The following is a 17,706-nucleotide window of genomic DNA, read 5'->3' as shown; positions in this document are numbered from 1 at the left end:
TTTCCTGCCAGGTAGTTCCGCAATGTCCGCCACTCCCCGCACCCTGTACGACAAGCTGTGGGACGCGCACGTCGTCGTCCCCGAAAGCGCCGCCGCCCCGGCGGTGCTGTACATCGACCTGCACCTGATCCACGAAGTGACCTCGCCGCAGGCCTTCACCGAACTCAAGACGCGCGGCCTGGCGCCGCGCCGGCCCGACCGCACCAAGGCGACGATGGACCACTCCACGCCGACCCTGCCGCGCGGCGCCGACGGCAAGCTGCCGTACTACACCCCGGCCTCCGAGGCGCAGGTGGACATGCTCGCGCGCAACTGCGCCGACTACGGCATCGAACTGTTCGACATGGGCTCGGACAACCGCGGCATCGTCCACGTGATCGCGCCGGAACAGGGCTTCACCCAGCCCGGCATGACCATCGTCTGCGGCGACAGCCACACCTCCACGCATGGCGCGTTCGGCGCGCTGGCGTTCGGCATCGGCACCAGCGAGGTCGGCCACGTGCTGGCCACCCAGTGCCTGCTGCAGCGCAAGGCCAGGACCATGGCGATCACCGTCGACGGGCCGCTGGCGCCGGGCGTCGGCGCCAAGGACGTGATCCTGCACATCATCGGCGTGATCGGGGTCAACGGCGGCACCGGCCACGTGCTGGAATACCGCGGCTCCACCATCGAAGCGATGGACATGGAGCAGCGCATGACCCTGTGCAACATGTCGATCGAGGCCGGCGCGCGCGCCGGCATGGTCGCGCCGGACCAGGTCACCTTCGACTGGGTCGCCAACACCCCGCGCGGCCCCAAGGGCGCCGACTTCGACGCCGCCGTGCAGCGCTGGTCGCAGCTGCGCAGCGATCCCGGCGCGCGCTTCGACGCCGAGGTGCGCATCGACGCGCGCGACATCCGCCCGACCCTGACCTGGGGCACCCACCCCGGCACCGCGATCGCGGTGGACATGCCGATCCCGGCCGCGCAGGATCCGGCGGCGCAGAAGGGTCTGCACTACATGCACCTGGAAGCCGGGCACGCGCTGATCGGCACGCCGGTGGACGTGGTGTTCGTCGGCTCCTGCACCAACGGCCGGCTCAGCGACATGCGCGAGGTGGCGCAGGTGCTGCGCGGGCGCAAGGTGGCGCCGCACGTGCGCATGCTGGTGGTGCCAGGCTCGGAGATCGTCAAGCGCCAGGCCGAGGCCGAGGGCATCCACGAGGTGGTGCGCGCGGCCGGTGCGGAATGGCGCGAATCCGGCTGCTCGATGTGCATCGCCATGAACGGCGACCTGGTGGCGCCGGGGCAACTGGCGGTGAGCACCAGCAACCGCAATTTCGAAGGCCGCCAGGGCCCGGGGTCGCGCACCCTGCTGGCCTCGCCGCTGACTGCGGCCTGGGCGGCGGTCAACGGCCAGGTCAGCGATCCGCGCGCGCTGTTCGCGGAGGTCGCGTGATGGCGCCGCACATCGCCGCGTTCGCGGCCACGCTGACCTTCGTCGCCACCACCACCCGCGCCTTCGCGCACCGCCACCAGCCGCTGCTGCCGCCGCACGTGCCGCCTGCGGCGCTGCCGCCGGTGGCCGACGCCGCGGCGCCCGCCCCCGACTCCGCCGCTTCCCAGGAGACCCCGTGATGGCCGGCTTCGCCACCCTCACCTCGCGCAGCGTGGTGCTGCGCCAGACCAACATCGATACCGACCAGATCATCCCGGCGCGGTTCCTGTCCACCACCGAACGCGCCGGCCTCGGCCGCCACGCCTTCAACGACTGGCGCTGGCAAGCCGACGGCACGCCGAACCCGGAGTTCGCCTTCAACCAGGCGCACAACGCCGGCCGCCAGATCCTGCTAGCCGGGCGCAACTTCGGCTGCGGCTCCTCGCGCGAGCATGCGCCGTGGGCGCTGACCGACCTTGGCCTGCGCGCCATCGTCAGCAGCGAGATCGCCGACATCTTCCGCAACAACAGCCTCAAGAACGGCCTGCTGCCGATCGTGCTGGCCGAGGACGACGTGCAGACGCTGATGCAACGCCCGGACGACGAACTGACCGTGGACGTGGCCGCGCGCGAGCTGCGCACGCCCGACGGCCGCGTCTACGCCTTCCCGCTCGATGCGTTCTCGCAGACCTGCCTGCTCGAAGGCGTGGACGAGATGGGTTACCTGTTGCTGCGCCAACCCGACATCGAACGCTACGAGGCCACCCATGCACGCTGACATCGTCGTCCTGCCCGGCGACGGCATCGGTCCGGAAGTCGCCGCCGCCGCGGTCGCGGTGCTGCGCGCCGTCGCCGCGCGCCACGGCCACGACTTCCAGTTCCACGAACACGACATCGGCGGCATCGCCATCGACCGCCACGGCGAGCCGCTGCCGGCGGCGACGCTGACCGCCTGCCAGGGCGCCGACGCGGTGCTGCTGGGCGCGGTCGGCGGGCCGAAGTGGTCCGACCCCAACGCCAAGGTGCGCCCCGAACAGGGCCTGCTGGCGATCCGCCGCGGCCTGGGCCTGTTCGCCAACCTGCGCCCGGTCAAGCCGCACAAGGCGGCGCTGGACGCCTCTCCGATCAAGCCGCACCTGCTGCAGGGCGTGGACATCGTGGTGGTGCGCGAACTGACCGGCGGCATCTACTTCGGCGACAAGACCCGCAGCGCCAGCGACGCCAGCGACCTGTGCCGCTACACCGTCGCGGAAATCGAACGGGTGTTGCGCAGCGCGTTCCGCCTGGCCCGGCAGCGCCGCAACCACGTGGTCTCGGTGGACAAGGCCAACGTGCTGGAAACCTCGCGGCTGTGGCGCGACGTCGCCGCACGCATCGGCCGCGAGGAATTCCCGGACGTGCGCCTGGAACACCAGTTGGTCGATTCGATGGCCATGCACCTGCTGGCCAAGCCGCGCGAGTACGACGTGATCGTCACCGAGAACATGTTCGGCGACATCCTCACCGACGAAGCCTCGATGCTGGCCGGCTCGCTGGGCCTGCTGCCGTCGGCCTCGCTGGGCGACGGCCGCATCGGCCTGTACGAGCCGATCCACGGGTCGGCGCCGGACATCGCCGGCAAGGGCATCGCCAACCCCTACGCGACCATCCTCAGCGCGGCGCTGCTGCTGCGCCACTCGCTGGGCCTGGAAGCCGAGGCGGCGGCGATCGAGCAGGCGGTGGATGCCGCGCTCGACGCGCAGGCGTTCACCGCCGATCTCGCCGCGCCCGGCCAGGGCATCTCCACCGAAGCCGCCACGCAGGCGGTGCTGCAGCGCCTGCAGGCCTGATCCGCGGCGGCGCACCCGCGCCGGCCGTCTCCCGCCCGCCGCAGCGATGCGGCGGTGCGCAACGCCCCACTGCAAAGCCCCACGCGCTTCGCGGCGCCTGCCTGGCGCCTGCGCGCGCTTCCCACGCAACGTTCGTCGCCGCGCCACCGACGCGCTGCGTCCGGGTTGCGGCAGCGGCCTAGCCGACCACCCGATCGCGGCCTTCGCGCTTGGCCTGGTACAGGTGCTTGTCGGCCTTCACCAGCAGGTCGCGGCGGGTGCGCAGGGCCGGCGACAGGCAGGCGAAGCCGATGCTGGCGGTGAAGCGCACCGCGCGACCGTCGTCGGCGTACAGCACCAGGTCGGCCACGCGCAGGCGCAGCGCGTCCAGGCGCGCGCGCGCCGCCTCCTGGTCCAGGCCGGGCAGCACCAGCAGGAATTCCTCGCCGCCATGGCGCGCGGCGAACGCCTGCTCGCCGAGGCTGTCGCGCAGCGCCTCGCCGACCCGGCGCAGCACCTCGTCGCCGATCTCGTGGCCGTAGGCGTCGTTGATCTTCTTGAAGTGGTCGATGTCCAGCAGCGCCACGCACAACGGCGTGCGCGCGCTCAGCGCCCGCTCCAGCGCCGTGTTGAGATAGGGATCGCCGGTGCGCCGGTTGGGCAGGCCGGTCAGCGCATCGTGCCCGGCCTGGTAGGCGAGCTTGCGCACCAGGTCCTCGCGTTCGAGATTGGCCAGCTTCAACGCCAGGTTCTTGGCCTTCAGCTCGTGGGTGCGCTCGGCGATGATGGTGTTGAGCCGGCGCTGGCGGCGCCGGTAGCGACGGCTGCGGCCGCGGTACCACCACAGGATCAGACCGGTCGCGCACAGCGCCGCCAGCACCACGAACGGCCAGCGCTCCCAGAACGGCGGCACCAGTTGCAGTTGCAGCGAGGCGCTGCCGATGCGTTCGCTGCGCGACCAGTCCAGCGGGCTGGTCATCGCCTGCACGTCCAGGCGATAGCTGCCCGACGGCAGGTTGGTGTAGACGGCTTCCTCGTTGCTGCCGGCATCGACCCACTGCAGGTCGAATCCCTGCAGGCGGTAGCGGTAGCGCACCTTGTCCGGCGAGCGGAAGCTCAGCCCGGCATAGCCGACCGCGAGCCGGGCGACACCGCCGTGCAGGCGGTACTCGCCACGCAGCGGCTGCGCCATGCCATCCACCTGTACATGCGAGATCACCAGCGGCGGCGCACGCACGTTGCGCCGGCTCGGCAGGGCCGGATCGATCAGCGCCAGCCCGGCCGAGGTCGGGATCAGCAGCACACCGTCGCGGCTGCGCCAGCCGGCCGGTGCGCTGCTGCCGTTGCCCTGCCCGCCGGGCATGCCGTCGCTGCGGTCGACCACGTCCACCGCCAGGGTGCTGCGCTGGCCCGCGTCCAGTTCCGCCAGCCGCGCACGCGCGATGCGCAGCACGCCGCGGTTGCTGTTCGCCCAAAGATTGCCGTTGCCGTCGTCGAGCAGCCGGAACAGCTTGTCGCGCGGCAGACCGACGCTATGGTCGTAGATGCGCCACTGCCCGCCGCGCAGCCGCAGCAGGCCGCGGTCGCTGGCGACCCACAGGGTACCGTCGGCATCTTCGAGGAAGTCGAAGGCGTTCTGCGCCGGGAAGCCCTGCCCGCTTGGCCGCGCCTGCAGCGTGCCGTTGCCCGCGAGCGTGGCGACGCCCTGATTGGTGCCGATCCACAGCACGCCGGCGTGGTCGCGGTACAGTGCCTGCACCTGTCGCCCGGGCAGGCCGTCGGCGCTGCCGTAGGCCCGCGTGCGATCGCCCTTGCGGTACAGCAGCCCCTCGTTGCCGCCGATCCACAGGCCGCCGTCGGCATCGGCCAGCAGCGTGCGCACCATGGAGCGCGGCACGCCCGCGGCCACGCCCAGGCGTTGCCGGATCGTGCCGTCGGCCGACAGCAGCAGCACGCCCTGGTCGTAAGTGCCCACCCACATGCCGCCGTCGCGGGCGGCGGCCAGCGCCAGCACCGATGGATCGCGGCCCGGCCGCTCGCTCAGCCGTACCGCGCGGATACGGCCGCCCTCCCAGCGGTCCACGCCGGCGGCATGGCCGATCCAGATCGTGCCATCGGCGTTCTGCTCGACCACGCGCACGTAGTCGCTGCCGAGCCCGTCCTGGCGGGTCAGGCCGCCGGCGTCGCCCTTGGCGACACGGAACAGCCCGTCGGTGCTGCCGGCCCACACCAGGCCCTCGTGGTCCTCGATCAGCGCGGGGCTGACCACGCCGGAGATCGACAGGACTTCGTCGCTGGCGCCGTTGGCGGTGCGCCGCAACAGTTGCCCGCTGGACAGACTCATCCATAGCTGGCCGTCCTGGTCCTGCAGCGCGGCATCGACGCGCTGGCCGCGCCGCAGCCATTGCAGCTCGCCGTTGCCGCCGAGCCAGAACACGCCCTCGTCGCTGGCCACCAGCAGGCCGCCGTGACGGTCGGGGGTTAGCCGCCGGATCGAGGCGGTGCGCATCGCCGCCGTGCCCCAGCGTTGCGCCTGCGTGTCGTGCGCGGTCAGGCGGAACAGCCCCTGCGAGGTGCCCACCAGCACCGCATCGCGGTAGCGCAACAGCGCAGCGATGCGGGTCCGGCGCAGCCCCGCGGCGGTGCCGACATCGACCAGGCGGCCGTCGGCCTCGATCCGGAACAGGCCGTCCTCGCTGCCCACCCACAGCGCGCCGTCGGCATCGCGCAGCATCGCGGTGACCCGCAGGCGCTGCGCGCGCGCATCGCCCAGATGCTCCCAGCGCCCGGCGGCGTAGCGGAACACGCCGTCGTAGGCGGTGCCGACCAGCATGCCGCCATCGGTTTCGGCGAGCAGCGCGAACACGCCCGACAACTCCATGCCCGGGGTGTTCTGGCGATCGAAGACGGTGAAGGCGCGGCCGTCGAAGCGGGCCACGCCTTCCCAGGTTCCCACCCAGATCATGCCGTCGCGGTCCTGGGCCAGCGCGTGCACCAGGTTGTGCGGCAGCCCCTCTTCCATGGTCCAGCGCGCGATCACCGGACGGTCGAGCACGGCGCGCTCGGTCAGCGGCGCGGCCGGTTCGGCGCGCGCGGCGGCACTGGCGCAGCACAGCGCCAGCAGCAGGCATATCACCACGCCCAGGCGGCGACACAGCGCGTGCGCGCCGTCGCGACTATCGTGACGCCGATCCCCCTGTTCCATCCCTTTCCGAATCACACCTGCAACGGCGCGCGGGTACCCCCTGTGGGCAGATGGCTAATCTATCACCGCCTGTTCGGCGCCGATGTCAGGGTGTTCCTGACGCCCAGGCCTGGCTCACGGGGGCAGCGGCAGGGTCACGCAGACGCGCAGGCCGCCCAGGGTCGGCGAGGCGTCCAGGGTCACCTCGCCGCCGTGCGCGGTCACCACCTCGCGCACGATCGCCAGGCCCAGGCCGCTGCCTTCCACGCCACTGCCCAGCTCGCGGTGGAAGCGCGCGAACACCCGCTCGCGCGCCTCGGCCGGGATGCCGGGGCCGGAATCCTCGACGCTGAAGCAGACGCCGTCACGGCCGGCGCACAGCGCCACCTCGACCTGGCCCTGCGGCGGCGCGTAGCGCAGCGCGTTGTCGATCAGGTTGCGCACCAGCGCCGACAGCGCCGCCTCGTTGGCCGGCAGCCGTGCCGGGTCGTTGCGGCGCAGGTGCAGGTGCTGGCCGCGGCGCGCGGCCTGGTCGCGCGCCTCCTCCACCTGCAACGCCACCAGCGCGTCCAGCGCCAGCGGCGACAGCGCCGCGGCGGCAGCCCCCGGCTCGACCCGGCTCAGGGTCAGCAACTGTGCGACCAGCCGCTCCACCCGGCGCACGCTGGCGTCCAGGTGCCGCTGCGATTCGCTGCGCTCGTCGGCGTCGCGGGCCTGGCGCAGGTTGTCGGCGTGCACCTTCAGCGCGGCGATGGGAGTGCGCAGTTCGTGCGCGGCATCGGCGATGAAGCGGCGTTCGCGCTCCAGCGCGGTCTGCAGGCGCCGCATCAGTCCGTTGACCGCGGCGACCAGGCCGAGGATCTCGCGCGGCACGCCCTGCAGCGGCAGCGGTTCCAGCCGCTGCGGGTCACGCTCGCCGATCGCCTGCGAGACCCGGCTCAGGGCACCGCTGGCCCAGCTCACCACCAGCCACACCAGCACCACCAGCACCGGCAGGGCCAGCAGCAACGGCAGGGCCGTGCCCAGCGCGATGTCCTCGGCCAGTTCCTCGCGGATATCGGCCTGTTCGCCGGTCTGGAACCAGCGCCCGCCCGGCGAGCGCAGGCTGAAGGTGCGCCAGCGGTCGCCGTCCAGGGTGACGTCGGCGAAACCGGCGCGCAGCGGCGCCAGCTGCCGGGTCGGCCCGCTGTCCGAGCGCAGCAGCAGATGGCCATTGCGGTCGCGCACCTGGAACGCGAGTTTGCTTTCGTAGGCGTGCCCGGTGCGAAACGCCAGCGCCTCGCCCACGCCCTGCGCCTGGCCATGCCAGCCGCGGATCACGATGGCATCGCCGGCAGGGCCCAGCCGCGACAGATCGTCCAGCGGCTCGTCGACCAGGCTCAGCAACACGCGCGAGGACTGCACCAGCTTGGCATCGAACATCTCGCCGGCCTCCTGCAGCCCGGCGCGGTAGCTCAGCAGCGCGGTCAGCGCGAACACCGGCACCACCACGCCGAGCAGGCCGCCCAGCAAGCGTCGCCGCATCGAACTCATGGCGCCGCCGTCGCGGCCTGGGTGTCGAGCGCGTAGCCGACCCCGCGCACGGTGCGGATCAGCGCCGGATCGAGCTTGCGCCGCAACTGGTGCACGTGCACGTCCACCGCGTTGCTGGCCACATCCTCGTCCCAGCCGTACAGCCGCTGCTGGATCGAATCGCGGGCGATGGCGCGGCCGTGGCGCTCGGCCAGCAGCCACAGCAGGGCGAACTCGCGCCGGGTCAGGTCCAGCGCACGGCCGCGCCAGCGCACCGCCAGGCGCTCCGGGTCCAGGTGCAGCGCGCCGATCTCCAGCTGCGGCGTGGCGCGGCCGGCGCTGCGCCGCAGCAGCGCACGCGTGCGCGCCAGCAGTTCGGTGGTGTCGAAGGGCTTGCCCAGGTAATCGTCGGCGCCCACGTCCAGGCCCAGCGCACGGTCGGCCGGCCGCTCACGCGCGCTGAGCACCAGGATCGGCACGTCGGCACCGAGCTGGCGGGTGCGCCGGATCACCTCCAGCCCGTCCATCCGCGGCAGCCCCAGGTCCAGCAGCACCAGGTCGATCTCGCCATCGCCGATGGCGGCCAGCGCGGCGGCACCGTCCTGCACCCAGTCCACCGAATAGGCGGCGCGGCGCAGGGCGGTGCGGATGCCCTCTCCCAGCGACAGATCGTCTTCCACCAGCAGGATGCGCATGATCGCAGTGTGGGCGGCCGCTCAGCGGCTGGCAAGATGCGTTTCGACCTCGTGCAGCGCCGCCTGGATCTGCTGGCGGCGGCCGTGGTCGGCCACCTCGCGGCCGGGCCGCGGCGGCGCCGCCAGGGCCTTGCGCAGCGCCGCCGCGGCGCCGCTCCAGTCCTTCTGCGCGCGCAGGAAATCGCCGTAGAAGTAATTGGCGTCGATGCCGTCCGGGTCGTACTGCAGGCCCTGCTGCAGCAGCGCGCGCGCCTTGGCGTCGTCGCCGAAGCCCACCGGCCAGCCCGGCACCTGGTAGTACAGCGCGCCCAGGCTGGTGCAGCCGGCGCCGTTCAGGGCGGCCGGGTCCAGCGCCAGCGCCTGCTCGAAATCGCTGCGGGCGCGCTTGACCAGGCCCAGCGCACCGAGGCCGCCGCGCTCGCCGGCTTCGCTGGACAGCACGATGCCCTCCCAGATCAGCGCCGCCGGATCGCGCGGCGCCGCCTGGCGGGCGGCGGCCGCCTGCGCGGCCAGGCTGGCATAGGCCTGCAGGCGCTGCGGCTTCGGCGTCTGGTAGGCAACCTGGGCCCACTGGTCGCGCACCGCGACCACCGCCGGCGTCATCGGCGCGGCGGCGACGGCCGCCCCCAGCGGCGACAGCGCAAGCAACAACGACAGCGCACGCATACGGACGTTCATCGGGCATCTCCAAATCGGGAAGGAGCGCGCGCGGCATGCCGGCGCACCACGGGCAACTGCGCTTTCAAACTGCGGTCCACCAGCCCCGGCAAGGCGCCGTTGAGGCGGGCGAAGAGCTTTTCCGGCCAGCCGATCTGCAGGCGCCGGTCGCCGCGTTCGATCGCCTGGCGCAGCGCGCGCGCCACCCGCTCGGGCGTATCCGCGCCGACCTTCAGCTCCTGGTTCATCGCATCCACCTGCGCGGTATTGAACGCGGTGCGGGTGGCGCGCGGCGCCAGGTACTGGAAACGCACATGGCTGTCGGCGTACTCGCGCGCCAGTGCCTCGAACAGCCCGCGCAGACCGAACTTGCTGGCGCTGTAGCCGGCGAAACCGGGGAACCCCAGGCTGCCGAAGGTCGAGCCCACCGCCACCACCGTGGCCTGCGGCTGCGCCTGCAGCAACGGCAGCAGCGCGCGCACCAGCAACATCGGCGCCATCAGGTTGGTGTCGAGCAATTGCCGCAGATCCTGCTCGGACTGCTCCGCGAACAGGCCGAAGCCGCTCTGCGCATGCGCGATCAGCAGCAACGAGGGACGGATCGGCAAGGCCCCGGCGGCGGCGAGCAACTGCGCGCGCCCCGCCGGCGTGGACAGGTCCAGCGGCAGCGGCAGCACCCGCCCCTGCGGATGCCGGCCGGCGACCTGCGCCAGGCGCACCGGGTCGCGGCCGACCGCCAGCACGCAGGCACCGGCGGCCACCAGTTCGTCGCACAGGGCGGCGCCGATGCCGCCACTGGCGCCGGTGAGAATCACACTGCGTCCGTTGAGATCCATCATGCGGCCTCCGCCATGGGCAGCGCCGGCTGTGCGCGCAGGCTGCGGAAAATGTCGCCGTACAGGCCGTAGAAGCGCTTGGCCGCATGCACCACGGCGCGCTGGTCGTCGGCATCGTCGAGCCGGTCCATCAGGCCTTCGAAGAAGCCGGCATGCTCGATGTCCAGGTCGCCGTGCGAGCGCAGGTAGCTGAAGGCGTTGCGCGGCAGGCCCAGTGAGGTCTCGATGCTCTCGGCCGCGCGCGTGGCCAGCGCCACGCTGGTGCCTTCCAGCACCAGCACCATGCCGAAGAAGCCGACCGGATTGCCGCGGGCGATGGTGTCGTAGGCGTAGGCCACCATCAGTTCGGTCGCCGCCGATGGCATCGAGGCGGCGGCGGCGGCGCGGTCGGCGCCGCAGGCGGCCAGGTCGTCGAGGATCCACTCCTGGTGGCCCAGTTCTTCCTCGATGTACTCGGCCACCGCGCTGCGCAGCCACTCCAGCCGTGCCGGCAGGCGCGCGCCGCAGGCCATCAGCAGGGGCACGGTATGGCGCACGTGGTGATAGGCCTGGCCAAGGAAGGCGACGTAGTCGGCGCCGGCGATCTGCCCGGCCAGGGCAGTCTGGATGATCGGGATGGCAATCAGGTCGGCGCGTTCGGCCTGGGTCTCGGCGAGCAGCCGGGCATGGAAACTCATTGGAAGGCTCCTGGGGCGGGATCGGGTTCGAGTTCGGCGTAGCGCTGCGCCACGGCGTCGGCGTAGCGCTGCAGGATGGCGTCGCGGCGCGGGCGGCCGTTGCCGGTGAGCAGACCGTCGGCGGCGCTGAACGGCGCGGCGGCGCGCACGAAGCCGGCGACGCGGGCGTAATCGGGCAGGCCGGCATTGACCTCGGCCAGCGCCCCTTGCAGCGCGGCGTCGTCTTCGCCGGCGCGGCGCGGCCACAGCACCGCCAGGTTGTGCGCGCGCGCCTCGCCGCACACCACCGCCTGGGCGATCAGCGGATGCTGCAGCAGTTCGCTTTCCACCCACTCCGGCGAGACGTTGCGGCCGAACGCAGTGATGAACACATGCTTGCGGCGGCCGGTGATGTGCACGAAGCCGTCGGCATCGACATGGCCCAGGTCGCCGGTGGCGATCGGCCCCGGTGCCGGGCCGGGCGCGCCAAGGTAGCCCAGGCAGCGCACGCCCTCGACCTGCAGTTCGCCATCGACCACCCGCACCCGCGCATGCGGCAGCGGCCGTCCGACGCTGCCCAGGCGCTGCGCCTCGGGCCGGTTCAAGGCCACCACCGAGGCGCACTCGGTCAGGCCGTAGCCTTCGAACACCGGCAACTGCAGCGCCGCCGCACGGCGCAGCAGGCCCGGGCCGACGCGGCCACCGCCGACCGCCAGGTAGCGCAACGAGGCGGGCAGCGGCACGCCGCGCTCGGCGGCCATGACCAGCCCCAGCAGCAACTGCGGCACCAGGATCACGCTGTGCGGCTGGTAGCGGTGCAGGCAGGCGATCAGGGTCGGGATATCCAGGCCGGCAGCGCCGCTGTAGCCGATCTCGGCCAGCGACGGCAGCGCGATCTGCGCGCCGGACAGCAGCGGCGCGTACAGGCCGCCGACGTTCTCCAGCAGCGTCGACAGCGGCATCAGGCACAGGTGCCGGCGCGGCGCCAGCGCCGAGGCGGCGTCGGCCAGCGAGTCGGCGACCTGCAGCAACGCGTCGGCGCTCAGGCACACGCCCTTCGGCTGGCCGGTGGTGCCGGAGGTATAGGTGATGCAGCCGGTGCCGGCGGGCAGGGCCACCGGCGCCTGCGTCAGGCGCCGGCCGGCCAGTCCCGGCTCCGGCAGGCGCAACGCCTCGCCGCCGAGGTCGGCCAGGGCCGGACCCGGCGCCGCGATCAGCCCCTGCGCACCGCTGCTGGCCAGGGCGTACTGCACCTGCGCCGGGCTGAAGAAGGTCGGCAGCGGCACGTGCACGCCGCTGTTCAGGCGGATCGCCAGGTCCAGCAGCAGCCACTCGGGGCCGTTGTCCAGGCGGCTGGCGACGCAATGCACCCCATGCCCCTGCAGCGCATCGGCCAGGCGCTGTGCGCGCTCGAGCAGATCGCGCTCGCGTAGCGCCCCATCGGCGTAAAGCACGCGCGCGTCGTCGCCGCGCAAGCCGGCCAGCAGGTCGGCGACGCCGGGCGTGCTCACGGCGCCCCCGCCAGGCAGGCGCGGAACGTGGGCAGCACGCCGTGGCGGGGTTCCGCCTCGCGCTGCAGGAAGGCGTGCCCGGCGGCGATGTCGCCGAACATCAGCCGCGGCTGCGCCGCGTAGTAGTCGCCCCAGTCGCTGGGATCGTCGCGCAGGTCCTGGCCGCGCGCCTCGCCCAGCTCCACAGTGGCCAGGTGCAGGCGGTCGAAGGCGTTGCGCAGTTGCCGGGTCGCCACGAACAGCACCCAGCGCAGGCCCGCACCATGCAGAGTGCAGGTCAGTGCGCGGATCATCGCCCGCGCGTCGCCGGCGTGCTCGGCGGCGAAATTGCCCACCTCCACCAACTCCGTGCGCACCACCCGTCGCGGCATCCGCTCGGCGATCGCCAGCTCGGCCGGCTGCGCCAGGTACTGCTCGACGAACAGCGGACCCTCGCTGGCGCAGCGCAGCCCCAGCGCGGCCTGCAGGCGACCGTCGGCGCCGTGGTAGGCGAGCAGGTGCGGAAGAAAGCCGCGCAGGACCGCGCCGTAGCGCTCGCGGTAGACCCGGGCGATGAAGGCTTCCACCTGCGCGCGATCGGGATGCAGGGCATCGACCAGCACAGGATCGGCGAAGCGGAAACCGGAAGCAGCGGAGAGGGGGACGATGGCCATGGCGGCATCGTCGGGGCAGTCGATTAGGCGACCATGAGCCCGATGTTAGGCAAATGTAAGCCGCGCATAAGCAAAGCATTGGATGCCGTGGCCCTGCGGCCCGTGCCCGCCGGCGCACTGCGCAGCCCGGCCCCCACGCCCGCCGAACGCAGCGTCACAATAATGAACCAGCGGGTCTAGTATAAATATCGAACCGACTGGTCTAGTATTGCCACCCATGGTCAGCAAATCGTCCGCCGCCTCCGCCAAATCCTCCTCGCGTCCCGCCGGGCCCGGTCGCCCCAAGGACATGGGCAAACGCGCCGCGATCCTGGAAGCGGCACGGGAAATGTTCACCGAACTGGGCTTCGGCGGGGTCAGCATGGACGGCATCGCCGCCCGCGCCGGCGTCTCCAAGCTCACCGTCTACAGCCACTACGGCGACAAGGAAACCCTGTTCGCCGAGGCGGTGCGCGCGCAATGCCAGGCGCTGCTGCCCGACGACCTGTTCGGGCACGCCCTGAAAGGACCGCTGCGCACCCAGTTGCTGGACATCGGCCAGGCCTTCTTCGCCATGATCAGCAGCGAGGCGGCGATGGCCACCCACCGCATGATGCTGACCCCGGGCACCGGCGACGACCACGTCCGCGAGATGTTCTGGAATGCCGGTCCCAAGCGCACCCAGCAGCACCTGGCGCAACTGCTGCAGGCCCACGTCGCCGCCGGCGCGCTGGACATCGCCGACCTCGACCTGGCCGCCTCGCAGTTCTTCTGCCTGGTCAAGGGCGAGCTGTACTCGCTGATGATGTGCGGGCTGTGCCGCGACGCCAGCCAGGAGCGGATCCGCGCCCATGTCGAGGCCAGCATCGACTTCTTCCTGCGTGCCTATGCGGCGCGCTAGCCCGGCCGTGGGGCTGTCCGCGACGGCCGATGACTTCCGGCACTGCGCGCCGGACCGTCCGGCGGCGATGCTGCGGCATACGCCCGGCCTCCGTGCCGGCTAAAATGCCCGGCCCTCCGCGTTGGATGCCCGAAATGACGATCGACTACTCCCAAGCCCGCGAAAAAATGGTGGAACAGCAGGTCCGTCCCTGGGACGTGCTGGACCTGCGCGTGCTCGACGTGCTGTCGCGGCTGCCGCGCGAGACCTTCGTGCCGCCGGCCCACCGCGCCGTGGCCTACGCCGACCTGGAGATTCCGCTGGGCCACGGCCAGTTCATGATGAAGCCGGTCATCGAAGGCCGCATGCTGCAGGCCCTGGACCTGCAGCCGGGCGAGGACGTGCTGGAGATCGGCACCGGCAGCGGCTTCGTCAGCGCCTGCCTGGGCGAGCTCGGCCGCGAAGTGGTCAGCCTGGAGATCGAGCCGGCCCTGGCCGCCGCTGCGCGCGCCAACCTGGACGCCGCCGGCCTGGGCAGCAACGTCCGCATCGAGACCGCCGACGCCTTCGCCTGGAACAGCGAGCGCCGCTTCGACGTGGTCTGCGTCACCGCCGCGGTCACCGAGATCCCGGCCCAGTTCCTGGCCTGGCTGCGCCCCGGCGGCCGCCTGTTCGCGATCCGCGGCCGCGCGCCGGTCATGGAAGCGGTGCTGGTGCATGCCGAAGCGGGCGCGCCGCGCACGGAATCGCTGTTCGAAACCGACCTGGCGTACTACCTGCGAGGCGCAGCGCCAGTCCCCCAGTTCACATTCTGATCCATCAAGGAAGCCGCAATGATCCGCCGATCCCTCGTCCTGGCGCTGGCCGCCGCGCTGTTTCCGTTGGCCGCCAACGCCACGGACCTGCTGCAAGTCTACGAAATGGCCCGCAACAGCGACCCGCAGTTGGCCTCCGCGGAATCGACCCGGCTGTACGACAAGGAAGGCGAAGTGCAGGCGCGCGCCGCCCTGCTGCCGCAGATCAACGGCAGCGCGTCGCTGCAACGCAACCATAGCGAAGTCGAGCGCGGCGGCGGCGAACTGGCCGGCACCGGCAAGAGCCGCAGCTACGCCGTGCAGGGCCAGCAGACCCTGGTCAACTTCGCCCAGTTCTCCAACCTGCGCGCGCAGAAGGCGCGCAGTCTGGCCGCCGACTACACCCTGGATTCGGCCAACGACGACCTGATCGTGCGCACCTCGGCGGCCTACTTCAACGTGCTGGTGGCGATCGAATCGCTGGTCGCCGCCGAGACCAACGAAGCCGCCGCCAAGAAGCAGTTCGACTATGCCGACAAGCGCCTGGAAGTGGGCCTGGCGCCGATCACCGACGTGCACGAAGCCCGCGCCGAGTACGACCAGGCCCGCGCCGACACGATCAATGCGCGCAACTCGCTGCAGGACCTGTACCAGGCGCTGACCCAGATCACCGGCCAGCCGGTGCGCGACCTGCGCGGCCTGCCGGAGGATTTCCGTCCGCAGCTGCCGGCCACCGGCGGCGACATCGACAGCCTGATCGCCTCGGCGCTGGACAAGAACCCGTCGCTGCGGTCCTACCAGTACCAGGTGCAGGCGGCCGAGGCCAGCGTCTCGGCGGCACGCGCCGGGCACCTGCCGACGCTGAGCCTGTCGGCCAGCGCCGGCCGCGATGCGAACTGGGGCAACAGCGTCTCCGGCAGCGGCAGCACCCCGCGCGCCGACAGCAACACCATCGGCCTGACCTTGAACATCCCGATCTTCGCCGGCGGCGCCACCCAGTCCGGCGTGCGCCAGGCGCTGGCGCAGCGCGACATCGCTCAGGACACCTACGAACTGCAGAAGCGCGCGCTCGACCGCAACACCCGCAACGCCTACCAGACGGTGGTGGCCGGGATCAGCGAGATCGAGGCGCGGCGCCTGGCGGTGGTCTCGGCGCAGGCCGCGTTCGATGCCTCGCAGGTCGGCCTGGAAGTGGGCACCCGCACCGTGCTGGACGTGGTGCAGAACCAGCGCACCCTGTACCAGGCGCAGCTGGCCTACGCGCAGGCACGCTACAACTTCCTGCAGAACCGTCTGCTGCTGAGCCAGGCGCTCGGCTCGCTGGACGTGGCCGAGGTGCAGTCGATCAACGCGCTGCTGACCCAGAGCGCCGAATCCAAGCTCAACTCCGCCAACAGCACGCAGTAAGCGCACGCACACGCGCTTGCCGCCGAAACGGCGGGCCTTCGGGTCCGCCGTTTTTGTTTATGGAGGCGTGGGGCGAATGGCGGCAGCCTCCTGTGGGAGGAACTTTAGTCCCGACGCGCTGCGCGATGGGAGGAGAGGGATGGCGAGAGCCATGCGTCGCGACTTGCAGGGCACCTCGAGTAACGACGCATGTCATGCGCAGGAGCCGCAGGAACGGCTTCAGCCGCGACGGGACTTCCCATGAACAGCCCGTCATGGCGATACCCGCTGCGACGGATATGCCCGCGCACCTCTACGACGCGTCAGTCCTCCACGCCCGCATCGCCCGCCAACGGCGGCAGGTGCGGCGCGATCAACTGCAGGGTCCGCTGCAGCGCGCCGCGGCCGTTGGCGACCAGCGCGCAGCCGGCCTCGGCCATGCGCGTGCGCGCCTCGGCATCGCCCAGCAGGGACTGCAGCGCCGCGCACACGGCGCCGGCGTCCTCGCAGATGGCCACCGCCCCGGCTTCGCGCATGCGCCGCGAAATCTCGGAAAAATTATGCAGGTGCGGGCCGGTCACCGACGGCGTGCCGACCGCCGCCGGCTCCAGCAGATTGTGGCCGCCGATCGGCTGCAGGCTGCCGCCGACGAAAGCCACCTGGGCACACGCATAGAACCCCATCAGCTCGCCCAACGTATCGATCACGAACACCGCATCCTCGGTGCCCGGCCACTGCTGCTGGCGGCGCGTGGCCACGCGCCAGCCCTGGTCGCGCGCCAGCGCCTCGACCTTGGCGAAGCGCTCCGGATGCCGCGGCGCCCACAGCAGCAGCAGGTCCGGCCACTGCCGGCGCAACTGCCGGTGCATCTCGATCACCGCCGCTTCCTCGCCGTCGTGGGTGCTGGCGGCGATCCACACGGGACGCGTCGCCGGCACGCGCTCGCGGAACGCGGCGACGACCTCCGGCAAGTGCGCAGGCGCGGCGATGTCGAACTTCAGGTTGCCCAACGCGCGCACCTGCTCGGCACGCGCGCCCAGCGCGACGAAGCGCTCGGCATCCTCCTGCGACTGCGCCGCCACGCAGGTGACGGTGCGCAGCGCGCGCCCGATCAACGGCCGCAGCAGCCGGTAGCCGCGCAACGAACGCGCCGACAGCCGCGCATTGAGCACGTACACGGGAATGCCGCGGTCGCGGCAGCCGAACAGCATGTTCGGCCACAGCTCGGTTTCCAGGATCAGCGCCAGGCTGGGGCGGAAGTGCTGCAGGAAACGGCCGACGCTGCCGGGCACGTCGTAGGGCAGATACACATGATCGAGCGCGTCGCCCCACAGCGCGCGCACCCGCTCCGAACCGGTCGGGGTGATGGTGGTGATCACCCAGCGGATGTCCGGGCGCTGCGCGCGCAGCGCATTGACCACCGGCGCGGCGACGTTGACCTCGCCCACCGAGACCGCATGCAGCCACACCCGCGGCCGCCCGCGCGCCTGCGAATACGAGGCGTAGCGCTCGTCCCAGCGCTGGAAGTACTGGCGCACGCGGAAACCGCGCCAGACCAGGTGATAGACGGTGACCGGCAGCAGCAGATAGAGCACGGCCGAGTACAGGCCGCGCAGCAGCCGCTCGATGAAATCGTTGCGCATCCGGACAGCATAGCCGGTTGCAAGCAGGCGGCGGCAGACGATCGCCACGCGCGCCGCAGCGCACGCCGACGCGGTCGTGCGCGCGCCCGGCTAAA

At 71.9% G+C, this 17,706-nt stretch carries 16 protein-coding genes; 7 read left to right on the top strand and 9 right to left on the bottom strand.

Annotated features, from left to right (window positions below; all coding sequences use genetic code 11):
• Nucleotides 1-22 precede the first annotated feature (22 nt).
• The 4 genes from leuC to leuB are packed head-to-tail and all read left to right on the top strand — an operon-like array spanning nucleotide 23 to nucleotide 3,246.
• On the top strand, nucleotides 23-1,438 hold the full coding sequence (gene leuC, locus SLW56_RS12885) for a 3-isopropylmalate dehydratase large subunit (protein ID WP_295941586.1): 1,416 nt from the start codon (nucleotides 23-25) through the stop codon (nucleotides 1,436-1,438).
• On the top strand, nucleotides 1,438-1,617 hold the full coding sequence (locus SLW56_RS12880) for a hypothetical protein (RefSeq protein WP_267092772.1): 180 nt from the start codon (nucleotides 1,438-1,440) through the stop codon (nucleotides 1,615-1,617). The genes leuC and SLW56_RS12880 overlap by 1 nt, the downstream gene beginning before the upstream one ends.
• Nucleotides 1,617-2,195, top strand: coding sequence for a 3-isopropylmalate dehydratase small subunit (gene leuD / locus SLW56_RS12875; protein ID WP_017914017.1), 579 nt, complete (start codon nucleotides 1,617-1,619; stop codon nucleotides 2,193-2,195). The genes SLW56_RS12880 and leuD overlap by 1 nt, the downstream gene beginning before the upstream one ends.
• Nucleotides 2,185-3,246: a 3-isopropylmalate dehydrogenase gene (gene leuB / locus SLW56_RS12870; RefSeq protein ID WP_150410666.1), complete on the top strand. Its 1,062-nt coding sequence runs from the start codon at nucleotides 2,185-2,187 to the stop codon at nucleotides 3,244-3,246. Before leuD ends, leuB begins: the two co-directional genes overlap by 11 nt.
• A gap of 178 nt (nucleotides 3,247-3,424) precedes the next feature.
• Here leuB and SLW56_RS12865 read toward each other — a convergent pair whose 3' ends face one another.
• From SLW56_RS12865 to SLW56_RS12830, 8 genes are all read right to left on the bottom strand, one after another.
• Nucleotides 3,425-6,430 carry a diguanylate cyclase gene (locus tag SLW56_RS12865; RefSeq protein ID WP_320694953.1) on the bottom strand — a complete coding sequence of 1,002 codons (3,006 nt, stop codon included), beginning with the start codon at nucleotides 6,428-6,430 and terminating at the stop codon, nucleotides 3,425-3,427.
• Between the two features lie 114 nt (nucleotides 6,431-6,544).
• The gene (locus tag SLW56_RS12860; RefSeq protein WP_232764321.1) at nucleotides 6,545-7,942 is read right to left on the bottom strand and encodes an ATP-binding protein; all 1,398 of its coding nucleotides are present in this window, start codon (nucleotides 7,940-7,942) and stop codon (nucleotides 6,545-6,547) included.
• Nucleotides 7,939-8,616 carry a response regulator transcription factor gene (locus tag SLW56_RS12855; protein ID WP_010344484.1) on the bottom strand — a complete coding sequence of 226 codons (678 nt, stop codon included), beginning with the start codon at nucleotides 8,614-8,616 and terminating at the stop codon, nucleotides 7,939-7,941. The genes SLW56_RS12860 and SLW56_RS12855 overlap by 4 nt, the downstream gene beginning before the upstream one ends.
• Nucleotides 8,617-8,637: 21 nt before the next feature.
• Nucleotides 8,638-9,282, bottom strand: a complete 645-nt coding sequence (locus SLW56_RS12850) for a tetratricopeptide repeat protein (RefSeq protein ID WP_267084222.1) — start codon at nucleotides 9,280-9,282, stop codon at nucleotides 8,638-8,640.
• An 8-nt stretch (nucleotides 9,283-9,290) separates the two neighbouring features.
• Nucleotides 9,291-10,109, bottom strand: a complete 819-nt coding sequence (locus SLW56_RS12845) for an SDR family oxidoreductase (RefSeq protein WP_017917188.1) — start codon at nucleotides 10,107-10,109, stop codon at nucleotides 9,291-9,293.
• On the bottom strand, nucleotides 10,109-10,786 hold the full coding sequence (locus tag SLW56_RS12840; RefSeq protein WP_043094824.1) for an iron-containing redox enzyme family protein: 678 nt from the start codon (nucleotides 10,784-10,786) through the stop codon (nucleotides 10,109-10,111). Before SLW56_RS12840 ends, SLW56_RS12845 begins: the two co-directional genes overlap by 1 nt.
• A complete protein-coding gene (locus SLW56_RS12835; RefSeq protein ID WP_320694952.1) occupies nucleotides 10,783-12,276 on the bottom strand; it encodes an AMP-binding protein in 1,494 nt (497 codons plus the stop codon). Before SLW56_RS12835 ends, SLW56_RS12840 begins: the two co-directional genes overlap by 4 nt.
• Nucleotides 12,273-12,929 carry a thermostable hemolysin gene (locus SLW56_RS12830; protein WP_043094822.1) on the bottom strand — a complete coding sequence of 219 codons (657 nt, stop codon included), beginning with the start codon at nucleotides 12,927-12,929 and terminating at the stop codon, nucleotides 12,273-12,275. Before SLW56_RS12830 ends, SLW56_RS12835 begins: the two co-directional genes overlap by 4 nt.
• Before the next feature lie 217 nt (nucleotides 12,930-13,146).
• On the opposite strand from SLW56_RS12830, the gene SLW56_RS12825 reads away from it, so the two are divergent.
• The 3 genes from SLW56_RS12825 (at nucleotide 13,147) to SLW56_RS12815 (ending at nucleotide 15,989) form a co-directional block, all read left to right on the top strand.
• The gene (locus SLW56_RS12825; protein WP_026143842.1) at nucleotides 13,147-13,809 is read left to right on the top strand and encodes a TetR/AcrR family transcriptional regulator; all 663 of its coding nucleotides are present in this window, start codon (nucleotides 13,147-13,149) and stop codon (nucleotides 13,807-13,809) included.
• Between the two features lie 134 nt (nucleotides 13,810-13,943).
• A complete protein-coding gene (locus tag SLW56_RS12820) occupies nucleotides 13,944-14,603 on the top strand; it encodes a protein-L-isoaspartate O-methyltransferase (protein ID WP_010344493.1) in 660 nt (219 codons plus the stop codon).
• An 18-nt stretch (nucleotides 14,604-14,621) separates the two neighbouring features.
• Nucleotides 14,622-15,989, top strand: a complete 1,368-nt coding sequence (locus tag SLW56_RS12815; RefSeq protein ID WP_017911135.1) for a TolC family outer membrane protein — start codon at nucleotides 14,622-14,624, stop codon at nucleotides 15,987-15,989.
• Nucleotides 15,990-16,291: 302 nt separating this feature from the next.
• Here SLW56_RS12815 and waaA read toward each other — a convergent pair whose 3' ends face one another.
• A complete protein-coding gene (gene waaA / locus SLW56_RS12810; RefSeq protein WP_152235858.1) occupies nucleotides 16,292-17,611 on the bottom strand; it encodes a lipid IV(A) 3-deoxy-D-manno-octulosonic acid transferase in 1,320 nt (439 codons plus the stop codon).
• Nucleotides 17,612-17,706 lie beyond the last annotated feature (95 nt).

This window comes from Xanthomonas sp. LF07-6, assembly GCF_034105445.1.
GTDB classification, from domain to species: Bacteria; Pseudomonadota; Gammaproteobacteria; order Xanthomonadales; family Xanthomonadaceae; genus Xanthomonas_A; species Xanthomonas_A sontii.
The sequence above is the reverse complement of the archived record's forward strand: the minus strand, read 5'-3'. Positions and strand labels throughout refer to the sequence as shown.